Raw genomic sequence first — 20,855 nt, 5'->3', positions numbered from 1 at the left:
AACGGCAAGGAAAAACGCATGGACTTCCGGTACTTCAACTTCTGCCAGCCCGGCGGCCCCTTCTACGACGTGCCGGACACCGCTTCCTCGGAAGGGGACTTCGCCGCCGCGAGTGCCTCTCTCCCGGCTGGCTGGCGCAGGAGCACCAACGACGACTGGGTGGTACTCACGCCCCCCGGCCTTCAACTCCCTCTCCAGGGCTGGAAGATCCACGTCTCCGCGACCCCCGAGAACGCCGAGAAGATCATCGAGGTGGTCAGCGAGTACTGCCTGCCACGCAAGGTGACCTTCAAGTTCATCCGCGGAAGCGGCGTCCTGATGCGCCGCAACAGCAAGTACGGCGATCGCGGCAGCAGCGGCAAGTTCGTTACCGTCTACCCGCTCGACGAGGCGCACCTGGCCGAGATCCTGACCGAGCTCGGCGAACTCCTCGACGGCGAGACCGGCCCGTACATCCTCAGCGACCTCCGCTGGCGCTCCGGTCCGCTGTACGTACGCTACGGCGGATTCGTGGCGCACCTCGTGCGCTGCGAGTCGGGTGAACCCGTGCACTGCATCCAGGACCCGGACGGGAAGTGGGTGCCGGATGTCCGAGGCCCCGGGTTCCGCCCTCCCGCGTGGGTGGCCCTGCCCGCTTGCCTCGAAGAGCCGCTGGCGGCGCGCAACGCCGCAACCCTGGACGACTTCCCATTCAGTCCCACGAAGGCCCTGCACTTCTCCAACGGTGGTGGGGTCTACGAGGCCACCGACATCAGGTCGGGCGACGCCGTGCTGCTGAAGGAGGCTCGTCCGCTTGCCGGTCTGGATGCCGAGGGCGCTGACGCGCTGGCACGCCTGCGCCGGGAGCACTGGGCTCTTCAGCGTCTCGAAGGGCTGGACTGCATGCCCGCGCTGGTGGACTTCCGCAAGGGGCGCGAGCACTACTTCCTGGCCCGCGAGTTCGTCGAGGGACAGCCCCTGGCGCGCGAGATGCAGCAGCGCAACCCCCTCCTCGTCCCACGCACGCCGTCCGCCGACGACCTCGCCGACTACGCGCAGTGGGCGCAGTCCGTACTCGACCAAGTCGAACGTGGCATCCAGGAAATGCACGAACGGGCAGTGGTCTTCGGCGACCTGCACCCGAACAACGTCCTCATACGCCCTGACGGAACGATTGCCTTCATCGACCTGGAGGCCAGCAGGGAGTCCGGCTCCGCCGCGCAGCAGGCGCTCGCGGCACCCGGCTTCCAGGCCCCGGCGGGCTACAGCGGCCCGGACATCGACCGCTATGCCTTGGGCTGCCTGCGCCTGGGCGTCTTCCTTCCGCTGACACAGGCGTTGCCCTGGAGCCCTGCCAAGGCCGGTCAGTTCATCGAGCTGATCGCCTCGACCTTCCCGGTTCCCGCGGACTACGCCGAACAGGTCCGGCGTGACCTCGGCCCCGCCATTCGCCCTGACCGCACCGAACCCGCTGTCACGCCGCAGCCGCTCTGGCCGGCGGATGGCCCTGGGCAGGAGGACTGGCCCACGCTGCGCGAAGGCATCGCCGAGGGCATCCTCGCCGCCGCGACTCCCGAACGCGACGACCGGCTCTTTCCCGGAGACATCGAGCAATTCCACGGCCAGGGAGGCGGTGTGAACTTCGCCTACGGCGCGTCCGGTGTCCTCTGGGCACTGGTCGAGGCCGGCCTCGCCGTCCCCGACGACCACATCGACTGGCTCACAAACTCCACCAGTCGTCTGACGGAACCACCTCCGGGGTTCTACGACGGTCTCAGCGGTGTCGCCTACACCCTCGACCGGCTCGGCCGCACCCAGGAGGCACGAGAACTCCTCGGCCGCGTCGCGGACCTGCCCGACGAGGATGCCGACCACAGCCTTTTCAGCGGCAGGGCCGGGATCGGGCTCACCCTCCTGCACTTCGCCCGCCGCGATGGCGAGAGCGCATTCCTGGAGCACGCCGTTCGCCTCGCCGATCGCATCACCGGCCAGGCAGAGCGCGCCTCCGGGCTACGGCAGCGGCCGGGCCTGATGCACGGTCGCTCGGGCAGCGCGCTGTTCCTGCTGCGCCTGTACGAGCAGACACAGGACCGAAAGCACCTGGTCCAGGGCGTCGACGCACTCAGGCACGACCTTGCCCTCAGCGGCTGGGCGTCCGGGCAGCCCGCAGCGCAGGATGCTCCGTGGCGTACGCCCGTCCTGACCGGCGGTGCGGGGATGGCGCTGGTCCTTCACGAACTGCTCGCGCACGCTCCGGATCCGGAGCTGGCGAAGGCTCTCGACGACTTGCGCGAGACGATCGCCCCGCGTTTCTTCGCCCACGCGGGATTGTTCACCGGCCGCGCCGGTGCCGTACTTGCCCGACACCAGCTGCACAGGTCCGCCGGGCAGGACGACCCCCTGCGACAGCACCTGGCGGCCTTCGGCTGGCACGCCATCCCGCACGCCGGCAACGTCGCGTTCCTCGGCGACCAGTGCCTGCGGCTGTCGACGGACCTCGCCACCGGCGCGGCCGGAGTGCTCTTCGCAGTCGACGCTGTCCTGGGCGGCAAGAACCTCGGACTGCCCTTTCTGACCCCCCGGCCCGGTGGCTGGCCGTGGGCCGAGCAGTGATGAAGACCCCATCCGCCCCCCGCATCTCGGTGATATGTCCCACCTACAACCGTTCCCGGGCGATCACCAGCACGCTCGACTCGGTACGGGCTCAAACCGTCACCGACTGGGAACTGCTCGTCGTCTCGGACGGCAGCACCGACGACACGGACGACTGGGTACGCCGGGCCGCCGACGAAGACGCGCGCATCCGGCTGATACGTGCCGGGCGGCACGGCCACCCCAGTGGCCCCCGCAACATTGGACTGGTCGAAGCACGCGGCGAGTTCGTCGCCTACCTCGACCACGACGACCGCTGGCGCGAGGAGCACCTTCAGCTCCTGCTGTACGTCTTCGGCACCGGGGCCGATCTGGTGGCGACCGGCTTCGAACGCAGGGACACGTCCGAGCGCGTCACCTCCCGCTCCGATGTCCTCGACCTCTGCTGGCACCCGGAGATCCAGGTGCTCGGTCCGATGTTCGAGCCATCAAGGGTGGCGCACCGCCGCCGGCTCGCCGACCGGGTCGGCGGTTGGCGTTCGGGAGACGGCTTGGAGGACTGGGACCTGTGGCTGCGCATGGCGGATGACGGCGTGCGCTTCAGCACCGTGCGTGACCGCAGCGCGTTCCTTCTCGACGACAGCGGCACCCGCCGGCACCGTACGGTGCGCAGGCACCGCCTGCCGCTCGCTGTGTTCGACGACCCGCGCCACGCCCGCGCGGCGCTCGGAGAGCTTCGGCACGAACGCCACGAAGCCGCGTTCCGCGAAGCCTACGCCGCGGACACCATCGCCTGGTACGAGCGGATGCAGGCCACGGCGGAGTTCACTGCACCGCTCGGTTGGCAGGGAGACCTGACCGCAGAGATCGCGCGAGCGGCCCAGAAACCCGGCCCGCTCTGGCCCGATCTCGTCGTCGTACCCGGACAAGGGCGCTTCGTACTGGCTCAGCCCTTGTGGTGCCCTACCGCCGAGCATGCCGGCCGCATCGGGGAACTCGTGCGGCGCGTACAGAGCAGGCAGCTGGACCTGATCGCCGAGATCGCTGCGGGGTGCGCCCCGTGAAGGCTCTCGTCCTGGCCGGCGGAACCGGAAGCAGGCTGCGGCCGATCACGCACACCGCGGCCAAGCAGCTCGTACCGGTGGCCAACAAGCCCGTTCTCTTCTACGGCATCGAAGCGATCGTCGCGGCGGGCATCTCCGAGATCGGAGTCGTCGTAGGAGAGACGGCCGAGGAGATCAAGGCCGCTCTGGGTGACGGCGCGCGCTTCGGCGCACGCATCACATACCTGCCTCAGGAGCGCCCGCTCGGTCTCGCGCACGCCGTGTTCATCGCCCGCGACTGGCTCGGCGACGAAGACTTCGTGATGTACCTCGGCGACAACTTCATCGTCGGCGGTATCACTGCGCTGGTCGAGGAGTTCCGCGCCGAGCGGCCCGACGCACGGATCATGCTCACCCGGGTCAAGGAACCCTCGCTGTTCGGAGTGGCGGAACTCGGCCCCGACGGGCAGGTCATCGCCCTGGAGGAGAAACCACGCCATCCGCGCAGCGACCTCGCCCTGGTCGGCATCTACCTCTTCTCGGCGGCCATCCACGACGTCGTCGCCACTCTTGAGCCCTCGGCCCGCGGTGAATGGGAGATCACCGATGCGATCCAGAAGCTGGTCGACTCGGATCGCACAGTGCGTTCCACTGTCATCACGGGCTACTGGAAAGACACCGGCAACGTCGCCGACATGCTGGAAGTCAACCGGTCCGTACTCGAAGGCATCGAGTCCTGCGTGGAGGGATCGGTCGACGAGACCAGCGAGCTCATCGGGCGGGTCCGGATCGCGCCAGGAGCACGGGTGGAGCGATCACGCATCGTCGGGCCTGCCGTCATCGGGGAGAACTGCCTGATCCTCGACTCCTACATCGGTCCCTCCACTTCCGTCGCCGACGACTGTGTGATCGGCGGCAGTGCGGTGGAGTATTCGGTGATCCTGCAGGACTCGCGAATCGAGAACGCCGGACGTGTCGAAGGCTCCCTCATCGGGCGGTCGGTCCAGGTCAAAGGGGCGGAGCGACGGGCGCACGCGCATCGGCTCGTTCTCGGGGACCACAGCCAGGTCCGGATCGACAAGTAGGGGAATGGAAGCATGTACGCATGACGCCTCTCGTTACCGGAGGTGCTGGCTGCACCGGCTCCCACTGTGCACGGACGGCGCAGTGCCAGGCCGCGCCGTCGCGGCTGCCCGAAGATCCTCCGGTGTCGTCCGCCACCGTTCTTGACGCGCTCGGATACGTGGGCAACCGCCCGCACCTGGAGTGAGCGGCCCATGCCTGTCCGGAGTGGGCTGTCATGCTTGCTCCAACTGCTGTTCCCACGCGAAGGCGTCGGCTGTGGGGGAGTGGAACGCTTCGCACAGTTGCCGGACCCACGCGACCTCGGTGCCGAAGTCGAAGCTGAGGTCCAGGTGTTCCGATAGGACGGTGAGCTTTTCGGCGGAGTCGGCCAGCGGTTGGGCGCCGGCGAGTTTGGCTTCGCAAGCGGCCCGGAGCCATAGGGCCTCGGCCAGAGCGGTGCGGCGCTCACCGTCGCGCAGGACTTGCGCGGCACGCTGGTGGGCCTGTTCGCGCAGCCGCGGGGAAGCGTAGGAGGCGAGGACGAGCCTAGCGTCGTGAATCTCGATGACCTGACGGTGGAGCCGGATGCGTAGCGTGCGGTGGATGGGGCCTTCCAGGACGATGTCGGGTACCGCCTCGGTGAGAGAGCTCCACAGCGGCCGAAGCCGACGCAGGGTGCGCCAGTCGAACAGGGCGCGCCACAGGACGCCGCAGGCAGGTACCGAATTGCCGACGACGATGAAGACGACGGCGGTGTCCTCGATGATGTGGGCGACCGACAGGGCCGTGTGATCATCGGTCACAAAGGGCTGATGGGCGAGCCGAGTAAGCAGGCGCGCTGCGCAAAAGACGGTGTAGAAAGCACCGAGGCCGGTGCCGATGCCCAGCAGGCGTAGCCCGACGCGCAGCCAGGCATCTCCGGCGTGGCGGCTGTATCCCATGAAGAGACAGGTCGCGATCACCGTGCTGACGCCCAAGTAGCCAAGGACGACGCAACAGTACGCGGTTCCCAGTGGCCGACCGGTGCATGCCTCGAAGAAGTTGTCGGCGTTGTAAGGGCGCGGTGTGACGGCGAACAGGAAGACGAGCGCGCACGCACTGACGATTCCGCAGACAGTCAGCAGTCGGCGGCTGATGCGAATGGCCTGGGGGCGGGCCACGGAGATGACGAACTGCAGGAACGCGCTGTAACCGATGATGCCCAACAGATTTCTGACCAGGGTGGCCAGGTTGTTGATGCCGGTGACTTCGTTGAGGGGGCCTTCGACGGCGGGATGCGCCAGGGTGTTGGCGGCGGCTATGGAGGCAAAGGCGACCCACACTGACCGCTGCTTGGCCACGCGGACGGCGGATGGCAGGCGCCATGCGGTTACGGCCCAGAGCGCGGCAAGGACGACGTGTTTGAGGGGGCACATGCTATCGGCGTACCGGATGTCCAAAAGTGTCGTTGAGGTGGGCGAGTGCCCTGGTGGCCCTTTTGCAGGTGGCTCGCGCCTCGTTGCGACTGGCTCGCTCCAGTATGAGTGTGGCCAGAATTTCTGCGTCCCGTTCCTGACAGTTGTCGAATTTCGTGCGTCCGAGAAGATCGACTATACGGTCGGCGGACAGGCCAAGTTCATCGTCCACGGGCTCTGATGCCGCAGCCAGGGCACGGATACGGTCTGCTTCCGCACGCATGATCCCCGCGATCGGGAGGTGCGGTCGGCTCAGGGCATCGATGGCTTCGGGAGCGCGTGCCAGCAGCCTCTCGAAGTGGTCGCTCACCGTAGCCAGTTCTTCCTCGGAAACATCTTGGCCCACGCCGAGCTGAGGGGCGACATGTCCGAGGAGCATGTGCGCGATTTCATGCAGGATGATCTGTACGCGCAAAATGCCGGCCGCTGCCGTTTCGTAGAACACCAGGTCGAGGGTGTCTAGGCCGATCCAGATGCCACAGGGAAAATCCGGTTCGGGCGAGCCGTCGAGCGGAAGAAGAATAAGCGGACGGCCGCGCTGCTGAGCGATGGACGCACAGAAGCTTTGAAGGTCGAAAGGGATAGGGATATCCAGCTCATCCGCTGTAATGCGGCACGTGCTGACCGGGCGTTTTCTTCTCCACCGCATGCCTGGCCGATCCTCATTCCGTCCTGCCACCGCTGACTGGCCCGAGCCGCTGACGCCTGTCGGTGTTCATGTCCGTTTCACCTTGGATGGTTGGTGATGTTAGACGATATAGGTGCGGGCTGGTCAGCTTTGGTCCTGCGCGGGTGCGGGTAGGTGGTTACTGCGATCGCCTGTGGCGTCGGGAACTGTGCGTCTCCACTTTCGGCAGTCCTTCGGCCTGGCGGGCGCCTTCGACGATGCTCTTGATACCGCGAAGGGCGTTGACCGACAGTCCGCGTAGGCGAAAAGCCACGGCCCGGACATCTTTGTCCTCCAGGACATCGGCCAGCTCGTCGCTGGCGTCGGCTCGCTCCGCTTCCTTCCGGATCTCCCGGATGCGCGCGTCCACGGCTGCCGCGGCCTCCTCGTCAAGGAAGTAACGAGCCCCGACGCCGAAGAAGTCCCCCAGGGCGCGCAGGGAGTCCACGCTGGGATTGGTGACCTTGCCGATGGCGATGTTGTGAATCGTGCCGTGGGAGACCGTGGGACCCTCGTTGCCCGCCCGCTGCCTGATCAGCTCCGCGATCTCTTGGTAGCTGTAGGGTCCCCGGCCCTTGGGGTGGAGCGTCTCGATCAGGTAGCCCAGTTTCTGGGCAATGGTGCGCCTGGCGGCGGGCTGCTGGTCACCCATCGTCGCGATCACTTCTCCTGTCCCGTCGCCGGGTTGCCGCTGGTGGTGGTCGCATTCTAGCCGTCGTCCACTCTACTAGATGAATCTTCCGTGCCTGGTGAAGCTGTCCCTACGCGACTTGACAGGTGCTCGATGGAGGGGCTTATGGTTCGCGATGTCCAACGTACTAGTCGGCGCGGACGGCCTGATCCGTACCTGGTTAGTTTGTTAGATGGCGCTGTTCGAGCCCTCGGCCTCCGACGGCCACACAGCTTCTCATCGCCCGAGAAGACCTGGTGGAGAGCGCTGCCATGAGGCTACGAGCTGGTCCGCCGAAAGCGTATTGCCCGAGCGAACCTCATGCCGACGGGGCGGCCACCTGCCAGGACAGAGCCATCGATCATCGAGAACGGACCCCAGGATGACTGCCTTTTCAGCCTCGGCCCCGTCGGCCGGAACAGGCGCTGCCACCCGCAGCGATGGTGCACTGAACCCATGCCGAACGGCTGTGGCAAGGGCGGACGCTCCTGGTGGAGCCGCATCCAGGGTTTCCCTGTGGCAGACGAGGCGGACGACATGACTATTTTCCTCGGACTCGGCATTGTGGGCATCGTCGTGCTGGCGCTCTCACTCGTCTTCGGCAACATCCTTGAAGGGCTGCTCGGCTTGGGCGGTCTGCTCGACGGCTGGCTGTCACTGCCGGTCGTGGCGGGGTTCGTCTCCATGCTCGGTTTCACCGGCGCCATCGTGCTGGGCACCAGTGACGCGGGCGCCGGCGCGGCCTCGGCCATGGGTACCGTCATCGGCGCTGCCGCCGGCTGGCTGACGTGGAAACTCAGCGGTGCCCTGATGAGTGACCAGACGGCGGTCACCCCACGCCGTGACGACCTGATCGGTGCCGCGGGTTCGGTCATCACCGCGATCCCCGCCGAAGGCTACGGCGAGGTGCTGGTGCGGGTGGCCGGCCAGCCGGTGAAGCTGTCGGCCAAGAGCACAAAGCCTGTGATGCGCGGCACCGAAATCTGGGTGGAAACCGCGCTGTCGACCACCTCCGTCGCCGTCCGCCCCGTCGAACGCTGACCCTTTTGTCAACAGCCCGATTCGATCTGCTGTCCCCTGGGTGGCAGAGGGGATTTTTCATGAGTCCAGTTCTCATCGCCGTGGTGGGAGTCGTCGTACTCCTGGTCCTGCTGGCCCTCGTCGTGATCACGCGGTACAAGGTCGCCGGGCCCAGCGAAGCGTTCATCATCACCGGCCGCCGCGGCAAGAAGTCCACCGACCCGGAGACCGGCCGCATCTCCATCGACAACAGCGGCCAGAAGGTCGTGGTCGGCGGCGGCGTCTTCATCGTCCCCTTCGTCCAGCAGAAGTTCACCCTCGACCTGTCCAGTCGGCACATCCCCATCGCTGTGCGCGGCGCCGTCACCCTGCGCGGCGTCAAGGCCAACCTCGAAGGTGTCGCGATCGTCAAGGTCGGCGGCAACGAGGACGCCATCCGGGCCGCCGCCCAGCGCTTCCTCCAGCAGCAGGACGGCATCGTCGGCTTCACCCAGGAAGTGCTCTCCGGGGCACTCCGGGCCATCGTCGGACGGATGTCGGTCGAGGACATCATCCGTGACCGCGCCGCCTTCGCCGGTCAGGTTGCCGAAGAGGCGGAGACCAGCCTGTCCGGACAGGGCCTGGTCCTGGACGCCTTCCAGATCCAGGACATCACCACCGAAGGCTCCTACCTGGAGGACCTGGGCCGCCCCGAGGCCGCCCGCGCCAAGCAGGAAGCCGACATCGCCGAAGCCAACGCGCGCCGCGCCTCCGAGCAGGCCCGGCTCAAGGCGGCCGAGGAAATCGCGGTCGCCGAGCGGACCTTCGCCCTCAAGCAGGCCGAGATCCGCGTGGAGACCGAGGCCGCTGCCGCCCAGGCCAATGCGGCCGGCCCGCTGGCCGAGGCCGCACGCCGGCAGGAAGTCCTCAGCGAGCAGGAGAAGGTCGCCCAGCGGCAGGCCGCCCTGACCGACCGTGAGCTCGACACCAAGATCCGCAAGCCCGCCGATGCCGCGCGCTACCAGGCCGAGCAGGAAGCCGAAGCCCGCCGGGTCGCCCTGGTCAAGCAGGCCGAGGCGGACGCCGAACGTTCCCGCCTGACCGGTGAGGGCGAAAAGGCCCACCGCGCCTCGCTTGCCGACGCCGTACGCATCGAGGGCGAGGCCGAGGCCGCCGCCATCGCCGCCAGGGGCGCGGCCGAAGCGGAGGCGATGCGGAAGAAGGCCGACGCGTTCGACCGGTACGGGGACGCAGCGGTCATCCAGATGCTGACCGAGGTCCTGCCGCAGGTTGTCGCCAAGGCGTCCGAGCCGCTGAGCGCCGTCGACAAGATGACGGTGATCTCCACCGACGGCGCGAGCCGGCTCTCGCGTACGGTCACCGACAACGTCGCCCAGGGCTTCGAACTCCTCAGCTCCACCACCGGAGTCGACCTCGCTGAACTGCTCAAGGGCTTCACCCGGCGCGCAACAGCCCGCAAGACCAGCGGGGTAGGTACCTCCCCGACCCCTGCCGCCGCCAACCGGAAGGTCAAGGTTATGGAATAACCCCTGCCCGCCACAGCTCCCGCAGTGGCCGGTGAGGCTCTCGCGCGTGGCCGGAACCATTCCATTCCCGGCCACGCCGAGCAGGAATGCTGAGCGGAGACTTCATCCACGCATCGCGTGGTCCCGTAGACAGGCTGAAGACAGTCGCCGCGGTACGCAAACACCCTCCCGGCAGTGTCGGGTTGTTGAGGGCCCCAGGGCCGTGCAGCCCGTTACAGCGGGCGAGTTCCTCCCTGGATCGCTTGTAAGGCTCGTTCGAGCCATACAAGCGATACGACAGCCATGTGAGTCAGAAGCCGGCCCCACGGGCTCTGATGCGATGAGGACTTCGCCGACTGGCCTCCACTGTCTCCACACACGTTCCGTGAAGGACAGCAACCGTGTCCGCGGGTCACCCACTCCGTATCCTCCGTTCTGAACCGCCTCCTAAATAGCAGATACGGGAGAAGCAAGGACTCAACATGAGCGAAAACCGCAATTATCAACAAGGCTACAAAAAGTCTTACATCGCGTCCATGGTTCTGCTGTTGGCGCTTCTGGTGCGTAATGCGATATCCACCGGCGCCGCCCAGTGGGTCTTCCTGGGGGTGGTTGCCGTGGCCATCATCAGCTGCTCCGCGCGCGTCGTCGCGAACATTCACGCCGAGCACTCAGGGGCGACGAAAGACACCACCACGGTCTGCGATATTCGAGCGGGCTGCAAGCGCTAGCAACCGCGCTATCCCCCCCGGAATCGGCCTGCACCCTGTGTTCTCACTCACACTCGCATCAGCGGGAAAATGATGATGCTGCCCGTTTTTCTGCCCGCCACGGGGGCGCGCGTATTCGTATCCGGCAACCTGCACAAGGAGAACGTTATGAGCGCAATCGAGAAAGCCAAGGCCAAGGTCGAGCAGCTCTTGGGCGCCGTCAAGAAGGAGACCGGCCGCGCAGCGGGAAACGATCAGGCGCCGGCCAAGGGGGCAGGCGATAAGATGAATGGAAATCTCCGGGAAGCCAAGGAAAAGGTCAAGGACGCCTTCCAGGACTGAGCTTCGGCCCGGTCGGCATGACACTGCCGGGGAAACAGCCTGCCGAGGTTGCTGCCCCGGCCTGATGAAATCTGCATTCATCAGAGTGCCCCGCCCGCGTACGGCCCGGACGGATAAGCGGGTGTATCGGCTTTTTCATCCCTGCTTGCTCGCTCGGAATGCGCGGACCGGACCGGAGCACGGGGACTTCGAGCGAAACCCATCACTCCGCAGGCCAGTTCGGCGTCATGCCGGCAAACGATGTCCTACGGACCGCGCTGAATGGGTGACCAGGAAGGCCGGGAGGGGAAATCATGACAGTACAGAGCACACTTTCCAGGAGACACAGGTGGCCGAGACTCTGAAGAAGAGTAGCTGGGTGACCGGCGCCGTGCGCGAGAAGCTCGCGGCAGACCTGAAGGAGAAGTACGACTCCGGAGCGAGCATCCGGGCGCTGGCCGAGGAGACCGGCCGCTCCTACGGGTTTGTGCACCGGGTGCTCAGCGAATCCGGTGTGACCCTGCGTGGTCGTGGCGGAGCCACCAGGGGCAAGAAGGCCGTCTCGGCCTGACCGGCAGAAAGCGCATGGCGACGCTCGGCGCGGTCTATGACGCCGAGCCCGCACCCCGCCGACCGCACGATGTGATCGTCCCGCCCGGCGGCTTCGCAGACGGGCACGTTCGCCGGCCCGGTCCCGTCGCCCGCGGCAAATGGCTGTGCGGTTCGGTCGAGCACGACGCAGAGCACGTCGTGGCGCAGGTCTTCGACCACGCCCAGGCCCGCGACCCCGACCACCGTCGCACCTGGGTCGTCCTGGTCGACGGCGCCCGCCACCAGCTCGACCTTGTCCAGGCCGAAGCCCGCCTCCACCACGTCGACGTGCGCATCGTCATCGACATCATCCATGTTCTTGAAAAGGTGTGGTCCGCGGCCTGGTGCTTCCACCAACCGGGCGACAAGAGTGTCGAGGACTGGGTCGCCGTCCATGCCCTCGCCATCTTGAACGGCGACGCCGCCGAGGTCGCCGACACCCTTCACGTCCAGGCAGGTCAGGCCGAGTTGACCGCGGAGCAGCGTCACGGTGTCGATACATGCGTCCGCTACCTGCGCAGCAACAGCGACTTCCTGCACTACGACCAGGCCCTCGCGGCCGGCTGGCCGATCGCCACCGGGATCATCGAGGGAGCCGCACGTCATCTGATCGCCGACCGGCTCGATATTGGCGGCGCCCGCTGGGGACTCGACGGTTCCGAAGCCGTCCTCAGACTCCGTGCTGTCGACTCCAACGGTGATCTTGATGCCTACTGGGAGTACCACGTCGCCAAGGAGCACCGACGCCTCTACCCCACCGGCGACCAGATCAGATACGCCCTCACCGCGTGATGCCACCTGGGCCACCACGAATACAGAACCATCTGGCCGTGGATGTCGCCGTGAGGGATGCCAGGTGGCCGACGGCTCTCCTCAGGAGTGGGCCTGAGCGATCCACCGCTGCCATTGACCAGCCAGGATGAGATCGGCCAGCTGCCGATAGCCGCCGCTGCTCGGGTGAGCACCATCACCGGCCAGGACTTCCCGAGTCCAGACCAGGTTGTCGGCCAGACGCAGGGTTGTGGCGATGAACGGGATGCGTTGCGCATCACACAGATCGTTCATCTCCTCAGCGAGTTTCACTGTCCGCTCCAAGTGCTCGGCGCCGGCGCTGATGACCGGCGGCGGACCAACTACCAGCGGGGTGACGGCCCGCCGTCGACACTCGTCGAGGATCGAGATCAAGTTCTCCAGACAACGGACCGGATCGACGCGCACCGCGCCGTTCTCCTCGACCATGTCGTTGCTGCCGAAGGAGATGACGAGTCTGTTGTCGGCACCGGGCAGCATCCGGGGCAGGACTTCCTGCCAGCAGCGACTCACTACGTCCTCGGAAGTGTTGCGCCTGATACCGAGATTGAAGGCCGTGATGTCACCGCCCCCGGTCTCCAGCACCCGGCCGACCCAGCCCCGGTATTCGGGGTCACCGACCCCTTGAACAAACGAGTCACCGATGAAGCAGATACGTATGTCCTCGATCACCCAGCCAACCGTAGCGACCGACTGGGCAACTACTCCTCCGAGTTCAAGGGGCGGACTGCCACCCAGACTTTGACAGCGATCTCACTCACCAAGAGCCGCACCCAAGTCATGTGGGAGCAATCGCCAGGCGCAGCCGGCCCGTACCCAGTACGCCAGGGCATCGATGATCTCCCGGCGCGGACGTTTCGGCGGCCGCCCGCCCGGTTTCGACGGAGGAACCAGTGGTTCGAGCACCACCCACTCCGCATTGGAAAGATCCGTCGGATACGCCCGCCGACCAGCCATCCCCACCTCCCCGAAGTGCAGGAACTACCAAGTCACCTGCCCTGAACGGAGCTTCTCAGACACCCTCTAACCGTCGGGCGGTGCGCGTTCTGGAACGGGGAAGCGGGGCGCCCGCGTCTGCGAGCGCCCCGCCAGGAAACGTCTGGCGTCAGGTTGTGGGGGCGTCAGGCTCTCAGAGCTCCGATGCCGCTTTTTCTATGTCGCCCGCGAAGGTCGACACCTCGGTGTAGATACCGGGGGATTCGGGGCGCGCGCAGCCGTCGCCCCAGCTGACGATGCCGACCTGGACGTACTCGCCGGCCTCGTCTCTGCGGAACATCGGGCCGCCGGAGTCGCCCTGGCAGGTGTCGACGCCGCCCACGTGGAGCTTGCCGGTGCAGATCTCCTCGCCGGGGGTGAGCCGGTCGCCGTACGCCTTCTGGCAAGTGGCGTCGTCGACGAAGGGCACCTTGGCCTTGAGGAGGTAGCGCTGCTGCTGGCCACCCTCCTTGTCGGCGCCCCAGCCGGCTATGTCGAACTCGCCCTCGTTGTACTTGGGGTCCTTGGCGATCTTCAGTGTGGGCTGGTCGATCGGCTTCTCGAGCTTGACGAGGGCCCAGTCCTTGCCCTTGCCGTCGTAGCCGGGAGCCACAAGGATCTTGGTGGACTTCACCTTGATCGCGTCGGGGCTCTCCAGGTCCACGACGGCGCCGGTGACGGTGATACCGGTGGCGTCGGAGCCGTCGACACAGTGGGCGGCGGTCAGGACGATGTCCTTGGCGTACAGAGCTCCGCCACAGCCCATCGACAGTCGCACTATGAACGGGAATTCGCCCTGCTCGGCGCGGGTGCCGCCGACGATACGGTTGCTGGGGTTCGGGTCCGGGTGGGGAGCCGCCTGAGCGGCCACGGACTGAAGGCTGACGGTGGCCAGAGCGATCACACCGAGTGTGACGGCTCTCTGCAATCTTCGCGGCTTGGTCTTCAACTGGCTACTCTCCGTGGGCGGGATGGGGTAGCCCCATTGGGCATGAGCCCGCCAATGCGGCTACCGCAGATTGTGGAGATCACCATATATACGGACCAGAGGGTTGGGAACCGGCCACCGTGTGCCGCCGAGGTCCGATAGGAACGGGGGGACCGCCGTACCGTGGAGGCGGATTGCGGTGGCGTCAGGAGGTGCGGACGTGCAGTCGACGGCGGTCCAGTCGTGCACAGCTACCCCCCGCCTGGTGCTGCCGTTGATGCCGAAGGGTTTGGTCAGCAGGTCTCGGGGGCCGAGTTGGCGCAGGTAGAGCACGGTGGCCAGGACTCGGTCGGCCGCGGTCAGCTTGTCCCTGGCTCCTGCTCCGCGAGCCCTGCGTCGATCGGCCCCACATTGTCGAAGGCGAAGGCGTCCACGCTCACGCAACTCGTCCAGAGCCGGCGCCGGATCGCCGACAGGGCAGTCCAGCCCCTCCTGGGGCATCCCGGCCAGTACTACCGCCCCTCCAAACAATCGGCGGGGCTCGGGCCGCCTTCGGCCTCCGATGCGCCAGCGCACCCGTACCGCCCAGCAGCTCTTTCGACGGCGAGCTCGTCCTTGCTGATGTCGGGCGACAGCCGCCCCGTTGGGGCGGCGTAGTAGCCCCGCTCGATCTGCAGCAGATGGACGTCGCCGACCGGTACGAAGGCGCGGATGTTAAAGGGCAGTGGTCGGCAGCGGCAGCCGGGCCAGGTCGTCGTCGATGAGCGACACGCGATGCCGGGCACGGTGCCGCGGCCGAAGTCCTCGGTCGGTACCTAGACCTCATCTTCCAGGAAGCCCACGGGCTGTTAAGGGCACGTCTTGAGACTCGGGAAGGTTCTGTTGGCTGAGTAATCATCGCCCATCCTGCGCACGGTGTTGTTCCTTGTCCGAATGCCTAGGGCCGAACGGCCCCTTCTGTGATTTGGATCCGTTTTCTGAACGAGGTAAAAATAGGTCGAGTTGCGCGGCTGTCGGCGCAATGGCCGGCACATGGGTCACTTGCTCGCGTGATGGACGAATGGCGGTCGAGTGAGAGCGAGGCACGCGGGTGGACAATCTCGTTGAAGCGCCTGCTGTCGGGCCAGTCCGTCCGGGAGGCCGAGACTATGGCAGTCCATCGTCGGCACGACCTTCGAGGACCATCGGGCACGGCCGTATCGAGACCGTTGCTATCGCTTCGCTGATACTTACGGACACACCGAGGACGAGCGGAACGGACCCGGAACACGTCCTGCGCCTGGCGGAAGTCAAGGAGGGGCTGCCGCCGATCCTGGTTCAGCGTTCGACCCTGCGGGTCATTGACGGCATGCACCGGGTTAAGGCCGCGATGCTGCGCGGCGATGACACCATTCCGGTCCAGTATTTCGAGGGCAGCGACGCGGAGTCGTTCGTGCAGTCCGTGCAAGCGAACGTAGCCCACGGGCTTCCGCTGTCGGCCGATGAGCGGGAAGCGGCCACCGAGAGAATAGTTCGCATATACCCCGACTGGTCGGATCGTGCGATCGCTGCAGTGGCGGGCCTCAGCCCTCCGACCGTCGCGGGCATCCGTCGCCGTTCAACTGAAAAATCCTCGCAGTTGAACAGGAGAGTGGGGCGCGACGGCCGCAGGCGCCCCGTGGACGGAGCGCCCGGGCGGAAGAAGGCCGTGGACATCATGCGGGAACGTCCGGAAGCGCCACTGCGGGCGGTGGCACAGGAGGCGGGGGTCTCCGTAGGCACCGCACACAACATACGCGCGAAACTCCGCAGTGAAACAAAGGCGGATGCGGATGGGCCCGGCCGGGAACGTAAGGACACGGCAAGGAAGAAAGGCGCTCCCGTACCGTCCGGGGAAACCACCTCCGGCGCGGCGCCGCAGCCCGCAAAAGCCCAGCAAACCCAGCGGCAGTTGCTGAGCAGCCTGCGCCAGGACCCCTCCGTGCGAATGACCGAGAAGGGCCGTCTTCTGCTCCAATGGCTCGGCATCCTCACTCTCGACGCCAAGGAGCTGCAGCAGTTCGCCGACTCCACGCCTGCCCACCAGCTGCTCTCCATGGCCCAGCTCGCCCAGGACTGCTCCGCAACCTGGCGGCAACTGGCCACCGAACTACACCGGGCGGTCCGACGAGGTCCATGAAAGCTGCTCCGGTAGCGCGCCGGCCGCGAGCCGGACGGTGCGCAAACCGGCCGTACGGATGGACGGGAACAGCCGGTGGGGTACGCCCAGGATGTGCAGTTTGCTGCCGCCTCCTCGCGAATGACGGGTCCCTCGCAGATCAGGCGGGCCCCTCGCAGGTCTGGTGAGCGGTCCGGGCCCGGCCGCCGGATCGGTGACACCACCTCGTCCCGGCCGCCGCGCGGCCCTCCTCCGCCAGCGCGCCCGCGACACCGCGGACCGCACCAGCGCCCGCGAAAGACCGCCAACCTCATCGACGTGGTCGAGCAGGAGACCGCACCGCAGATCGATCTGCCCGTCGCACGAGCCTGACAGCTCCTGGCAGCCGCACAGGACGGAGACACCGCCGCCCGTCGGCTGCTGGCCCTGGCCGCCGACCGCGGCGACGACTACGAGCTCTACCTGGACGTCCTCCCCAGCCTGGCCATGGAGACAATCGTGCCGCTCCTGCTGGACCACCCCGAGCGAATCCGCACCCTGGTGCAGGCGATGACCGGGCACGCCCGCGGTGACGGGGCACGGTTCCGTCCGCAGTGAAGTGGTGAACGACGTCGGAGGATGCTGAGCCACGTGGGGAGTCCAGGACCCGGTGCCCCCACGCGACAACGCCCTGCCGGACTCGGGGGCGGGTCCTGGCTGACCGTCGCTCACGTGCTCGGGGCCGGGCTGCCGGCTGTGGCCCGACCTGCTGACGATCGCCAGCCTGGCGCAGGCCCTGCTGTGGCCCCGCCGGAGCCATGCCGAAGAATCGCAGTCGGCGGTCCGTGCGCGGGCCCCGGGGCGCCGTGGCGGGACGTCCTGGCCGGCCTCGACGCCCACCGGGTGCGCTGGCAGCAGCAGCGGGACACGGCCATCGCCCGGGCATGTCACTACGACATCCTCCTGGCCTCCCTTCCCCGCCAGCCGGAAAAGATGACATGCGGGAGGGGCCTCCTCAGCTCATGGGCTGACGCTCCGGTGCGGAGCACGATGCTTGGTGAGCCACTGTCTTCGGGAGCGTGAGGAGGCCCCGTTATGGCCATCGTAGGCGGGTTGGACGTTCATCGCAGGCAGATCACCTTCGACTGTCTCGACGGCGCCACTGAGCAGGTCCGCCGGGGGCGGATCGTGCCCGCGACGCGGGCACGGTTCCGTTCCTGGCTGGAGCAGTTGCCGCGGCCGGCGGCACTGGCGGTCGAGGGCTGCACCGGCTGGCGGTTCATCGTCGAGGAATGCCAGGCGGCCGGCATCGAGGTGCAGTTGGCCGAGCCGGCCGATACCGCGGCGGCCGACGGCCCAAGCGCCGGGCCAAGACCGACCGGGCGGATGCCCGCAAGATCCGCGAACTGCTCGCCGACGGGCGTCTTCCCCCGTCCTGGATTCCGCCCCGGCAGGTCCTAAAGATGCGCACCCTCCTGCGGCTCTACAAGGACCTGCGCGACGAGCACACCGCCTGGGTCCAGCGCATCCACGCCACGCTCTTCCACCACGGCGTCGCCGCGCCCACCGGGGACCTCCTCGCAGCCGACCACCGGGCCCGGCTGGCCAGCGGCGACGGACTGTCACCCGCCGCCCACCAAGCCGTCCTGGCCGCGCTGCGGACGCTCAATGCCCTGGAAAACGAAATGGCCCCGCTCCGCCGCCGGCTGACCGCCTTCGCACGCAAGCAGCCCGGATGCGCAACCCTGCTGGAGCACTACGGCGTCGGGCCGGTCACCGCGGTGGCCATCTGGGCCGAGCTCGGCAACGCGCGCCGCTTCTCCTCCTCCCGCCAGGCCGTCCGCCACACGGGACTGGACGTGACCGTCTATTCGTCCGACACCAAACGCAGCCCCGACCGCCTGGCCCGCCAGGGACCGCCGCTGCTGCGATGGGCGCTGTTCGAAGCCGCCAAGTGCGCCGCCCGGCCCAGTGCCCCCGACTACGCCTACTACCAGCAGGTCAAAGCCAGGTGCGGTGGCAACCGGGCCGCGCTGTCGGTGGCCCGCAAACTCGTCCGCCGGGCCCATCATGCCCTGCGGGCCCTCGGCGGCGAGGCGCTCGCCGCGGTGTGACGAACTCCGGCACCCGGTGCGGGGCCCCGCCCGATCCCTTTAACGATGCCAGCGGCCAGCTCCTGCAGGCACCCTGCCCAGCGGCTCCACTCCGCCCGAGGGCCTCAAAAGACTGAGCGGCCGCATCCGTGAGCCCGACCCCATCGATCATCATGTCGCCGGACGCCACTCGAGACGTCCGCGCACATGCCCACACACCGCTTGACCCTGCCCCTCAAACAGATAAGCGGGCGAACTTGCAGGTCCGTCACCCGTGGACCGGGGTAAACCCGGTTCCAAGATGCACATCCTGTCCGATGCGGCAGGACTGCCCCTACGGGTCGGAATCTCCGCGGCCGGACCCACGACAGCCTCGCGCTGAAGCCGATGCTGTCCTATTTCCACAAGGGACACGAATCCCGCGCAGACCAGTCAAAGCCTCGGCGTCTGCACGCGGATAAGGCATACGACATCCCCCACCTGCGGCGATGGCTGTGGGCCATCGCATCGGTGTCCGCATCGCCCGCAAGGGCATCGACTCCAGCGAATGCCTGGGGCGTCGCAGGTGGGTGATCGAGAGGACGATGTCGTGGCTGACCGGCTACCGCCGGCTCAGTCCCCGCTACGAACGCCATGCACGCAACTACCTGCCCTTCCTCGGCCTCGCCGCCGCCCTCTGCTGCTACAAACGGCTCCTCAACCTCACCATGTAGGACACCGTCTTAAGCAGCTACCTCAGCGACGAGTTGCGCAATCGCTTCGGACGGCAGGCCCGTGATCCTCCGGTTGCTGACCATCACTGCTCGAGGCGCGTTCCCCACTATGCATGCATGATGAACGATCACGGGTTCGGCCTCTCGCCACCTGCCGTGCAAGAGCTCGTTACCCTCCCCGAAATTTCGGCCACGCTCCCGCCGTGCAGGTACCGCAAGGAAACGTGCCTGCACGCGCCTGTTCATCGTCCTCTGGCAGGAATTGCTGTTAAAGTCCGATTGCCTGCACAGCAACGAGCAGGCCAGTCCCAGGTGTTGGGCGTCTCCAGTCGGAAGGGCGGCCATATCGCGATGGCTAAGACGGCTGGTCCGCCCAAGCAGCCCGGCCCGGCACCCCGCCCCCGGGCGATAAGACCAGGCCGCAGCTCCCGGCTTAGCGTGATGGACCTTACCCGCTTCTGGCAGGGCAATGCTGAGCGAGCACGGCGGCTGATCCTGAAAAATTTGGCAAGAGAGGATTTGGCGATGAGTCGTAGCGTCACCCACGGAGCCCGAAGCGGACGTCACGTCATCATGGCAGTGCTGGTGGCATCCACCCTGGTGGCTGTGGTGCCCTCGCCAGCGCAGGCCGTAACTCCCGAACCCGGCTTGGCGACGTGGAATATTCAATCCAAGGCCGGAAACTGGGCCGACGTCGGCAAGCTGGTCAATGAACACAAAACGGACGTGGTCGCACTTCAAGAAGTTCCGAAGAACCCCCCCGCCGGCGCCAAAGCGGTACAAACTGGCGGCCGCCTGGAAGAGTATGAGTGGAATATTGGGTCGACCAGTCGTCCGAACATCCGCTACCTGTATGTATTGAGGGAGCCTTCGAAGAATTTGGGGCTCGTGACCAAATGGCAGCCCGGTACCGCCAACATCAAGACGATTACCGGGCCATACCGGCCACTGTTGTGCGTCAACGACACGAACACTTCCACACTGTTCTGCTCCGCGCACGCCAGCGCTAGCGGCGGCGGGGATGCAGCTGCACTAGTGCGGAACACGGCCAATGAGGCAAAGGTTCTCAACATACCCAACTGGGCGGTGCTGGCCGACTTCAACCGCGCGCCCGATGACCTCGCGAAGGACAAAAAGCTGCCGTCTGCAGCGCACATCTACCGCCCGAATGATCCAACTCAGCTGAGTGGCGGAGAACTGGACTATATGGTCTCCAATGTCGACTCGGACTGGCGGCGGGGCCATGTCGAAGTCGCCAGGTCTGGGGCTAGCGATCACTGGGCTGTGGTGTGGTCGCCGAAACCGAACTGATAGCGACTCGCGAAACAGCTGTGGCTCGAAGCCTGCTCGGTGCAGCGATGACGCCTCGCTTGGCAGCTTGTGAGGCAGGCAGGAGGTGTTCTCCGCGACCGGGCGGGCATGTGACGCGCAACCCAAGTGGGCCAGGTGTTATCGGCTCGACCCCGAGCAGACCATCGCCTTCCTCAATGCCTGCTACGTGATCCGCTTCGTCGGCCTCGAATCGTGTCTCGCCGTAGCGGTGGGCTCACGTCCACCTCGGCACGGGGACAACAAGTGGGCCAGGGCGCACCAGGAACTGCTC

General features: G+C 66.8%; 19 protein-coding genes and 2 pseudogenes. 14 read left to right on the top strand and 7 right to left on the bottom strand.

Annotation, left to right across the window (positions count from 1 at the left end; all coding sequences use genetic code 11):
- Positions 1-18 precede the first annotated feature (18 nt).
- The 3 genes from lanKC to CP984_RS03685 are packed head-to-tail and all read left to right on the top strand — an operon-like array spanning position 19 to position 4,699.
- Complete coding sequence (lanKC, locus tag CP984_RS03695; protein WP_003980794.1) at positions 19-2,592, top strand: class III lanthionine synthetase LanKC; 2,574 nt, start codon at positions 19-21, stop codon at positions 2,590-2,592.
- The gene (locus CP984_RS03690) at positions 2,592-3,635 is read left to right on the top strand and encodes a glycosyltransferase family 2 protein (protein WP_003980793.1); all 1,044 of its coding nucleotides are present in this window, start codon (positions 2,592-2,594) and stop codon (positions 3,633-3,635) included. The genes lanKC and CP984_RS03690 overlap by 1 nt, the downstream gene beginning before the upstream one ends.
- Positions 3,632-4,699, top strand: coding sequence for a glucose-1-phosphate thymidylyltransferase (locus tag CP984_RS03685; protein WP_003980792.1), 1,068 nt, complete (start codon positions 3,632-3,634; stop codon positions 4,697-4,699). The genes CP984_RS03690 and CP984_RS03685 overlap by 4 nt, the downstream gene beginning before the upstream one ends.
- 213 nt (positions 4,700-4,912) lie before the next feature.
- On the opposite strand, the gene CP984_RS03680 is transcribed toward CP984_RS03685, so the two are convergent.
- From CP984_RS03680 to CP984_RS03670, 3 genes are all read right to left on the bottom strand, one after another.
- Positions 4,913-6,094, bottom strand: coding sequence for an MAB_1171c family putative transporter (locus CP984_RS03680; protein ID WP_030182082.1), 1,182 nt, complete (start codon positions 6,092-6,094; stop codon positions 4,913-4,915).
- 1 nt (position 6,095) lies between these two features.
- Complete coding sequence (locus CP984_RS03675) at positions 6,096-6,782, bottom strand: hypothetical protein (protein ID WP_078586987.1); 687 nt, start codon at positions 6,780-6,782, stop codon at positions 6,096-6,098.
- Between the two features lie 157 nt (positions 6,783-6,939).
- Positions 6,940-7,464, bottom strand: coding sequence for a hypothetical protein (locus CP984_RS03670; RefSeq protein WP_003980788.1), 525 nt, complete (start codon positions 7,462-7,464; stop codon positions 6,940-6,942).
- A gap of 543 nt (positions 7,465-8,007) precedes the next feature.
- Between CP984_RS03670 and CP984_RS03665 the strand changes: the two genes are divergently transcribed.
- From CP984_RS03665 to CP984_RS41115, 6 genes are all read left to right on the top strand, one after another.
- Positions 8,008-8,511, top strand: a complete 504-nt coding sequence (locus CP984_RS03665; RefSeq protein WP_030182084.1) for a hypothetical protein — start codon at positions 8,008-8,010, stop codon at positions 8,509-8,511.
- A 59-nt stretch (positions 8,512-8,570) separates the two neighbouring features.
- Positions 8,571-10,016, top strand: coding sequence for a flotillin family protein (locus CP984_RS03660; protein WP_030182087.1), 1,446 nt, complete (start codon positions 8,571-8,573; stop codon positions 10,014-10,016).
- A gap of 461 nt (positions 10,017-10,477) precedes the next feature.
- The gene (locus CP984_RS03655) at positions 10,478-10,726 is read left to right on the top strand and encodes a hypothetical protein (protein WP_003980785.1); all 249 of its coding nucleotides are present in this window, start codon (positions 10,478-10,480) and stop codon (positions 10,724-10,726) included.
- A gap of 147 nt (positions 10,727-10,873) precedes the next feature.
- Entirely contained in the window at positions 10,874-11,047 is a 174-nt protein-coding gene (locus CP984_RS03650) for a CsbD family protein (protein ID WP_003980784.1), read from the top strand.
- 328 nt (positions 11,048-11,375) lie between these two features.
- A complete protein-coding gene (locus tag CP984_RS03645) occupies positions 11,376-11,597 on the top strand; it encodes a helix-turn-helix domain-containing protein (RefSeq protein WP_003980783.1) in 222 nt (73 codons plus the stop codon).
- 14 nt (positions 11,598-11,611) lie between these two features.
- On the top strand, positions 11,612-12,409 hold the full coding sequence (locus tag CP984_RS41115) for a hypothetical protein (protein WP_003980782.1): 798 nt from the start codon (positions 11,612-11,614) through the stop codon (positions 12,407-12,409).
- 81 nt (positions 12,410-12,490) lie between these two features.
- On the opposite strand, the gene CP984_RS03630 is transcribed toward CP984_RS41115, so the two are convergent.
- The 4 genes and pseudogenes from CP984_RS03630 to CP984_RS43100 all read right to left on the bottom strand — a co-directional run.
- Positions 12,491-13,099, bottom strand: coding sequence for a GDSL-type esterase/lipase family protein (locus CP984_RS03630; RefSeq protein WP_003980781.1), 609 nt, complete (start codon positions 13,097-13,099; stop codon positions 12,491-12,493).
- An 81-nt stretch (positions 13,100-13,180) separates the two neighbouring features.
- Entirely contained in the window at positions 13,181-13,384 is a 204-nt protein-coding gene (locus CP984_RS42945) for a transposase (protein ID WP_197049357.1), read from the bottom strand.
- A 172-nt stretch (positions 13,385-13,556) separates the two neighbouring features.
- On the bottom strand, positions 13,557-14,351 hold the full coding sequence (locus CP984_RS03620; protein ID WP_030182092.1) for a S1 family peptidase: 795 nt from the start codon (positions 14,349-14,351) through the stop codon (positions 13,557-13,559).
- 243 nt (positions 14,352-14,594) lie between these two features.
- A pseudogene (locus CP984_RS43100) lies at positions 14,595-14,840 on the bottom strand (ISAzo13 family transposase); the annotation flags it as partial.
- 580 nt (positions 14,841-15,420) lie between these two features.
- On the opposite strand from CP984_RS43100, the gene CP984_RS03610 reads away from it, so the two are divergent.
- The 5 genes and pseudogenes from CP984_RS03610 to CP984_RS03595 all read left to right on the top strand — a co-directional run bounded on the left by CP984_RS03610 (position 15,421) and on the right by CP984_RS03595 (position 20,563).
- On the top strand, positions 15,421-16,488 hold the full coding sequence (locus tag CP984_RS03610) for a ParB/RepB/Spo0J family partition protein (RefSeq protein ID WP_078605230.1): 1,068 nt from the start codon (positions 15,421-15,423) through the stop codon (positions 16,486-16,488).
- Positions 16,489-17,541: 1,053 nt separating this feature from the next.
- Entirely contained in the window at positions 17,542-17,907 is a 366-nt protein-coding gene (locus CP984_RS42580) for a hypothetical protein (RefSeq protein WP_231512651.1), read from the top strand.
- Entirely contained in the window at positions 17,844-18,560 is a 717-nt protein-coding gene (locus CP984_RS03605; protein WP_231512650.1) for a transposase, read from the top strand. Before CP984_RS42580 ends, CP984_RS03605 begins: the two co-directional genes overlap by 64 nt.
- A 229-nt stretch (positions 18,561-18,789) precedes the next feature.
- Positions 18,790-19,252: pseudogene (locus tag CP984_RS03600) on the top strand (IS5 family transposase); the annotation flags it as partial.
- Between the two features lie 441 nt (positions 19,253-19,693).
- Entirely contained in the window at positions 19,694-20,563 is an 870-nt protein-coding gene (locus CP984_RS03595; RefSeq protein ID WP_129821011.1) for an endonuclease/exonuclease/phosphatase family protein, read from the top strand.
- Positions 20,564-20,855: the final 292 nt, after the last annotated feature.

The sequence above is a fragment of the Streptomyces rimosus genome (assembly GCF_008704655.1).
GTDB lineage: Bacteria > Actinomycetota > Actinomycetes > Streptomycetales > Streptomycetaceae > Streptomyces > Streptomyces rimosus.
The sequence above is the reverse complement of the archived record's forward strand: the minus strand, read 5'-3'. Positions and strand labels throughout refer to the sequence as shown.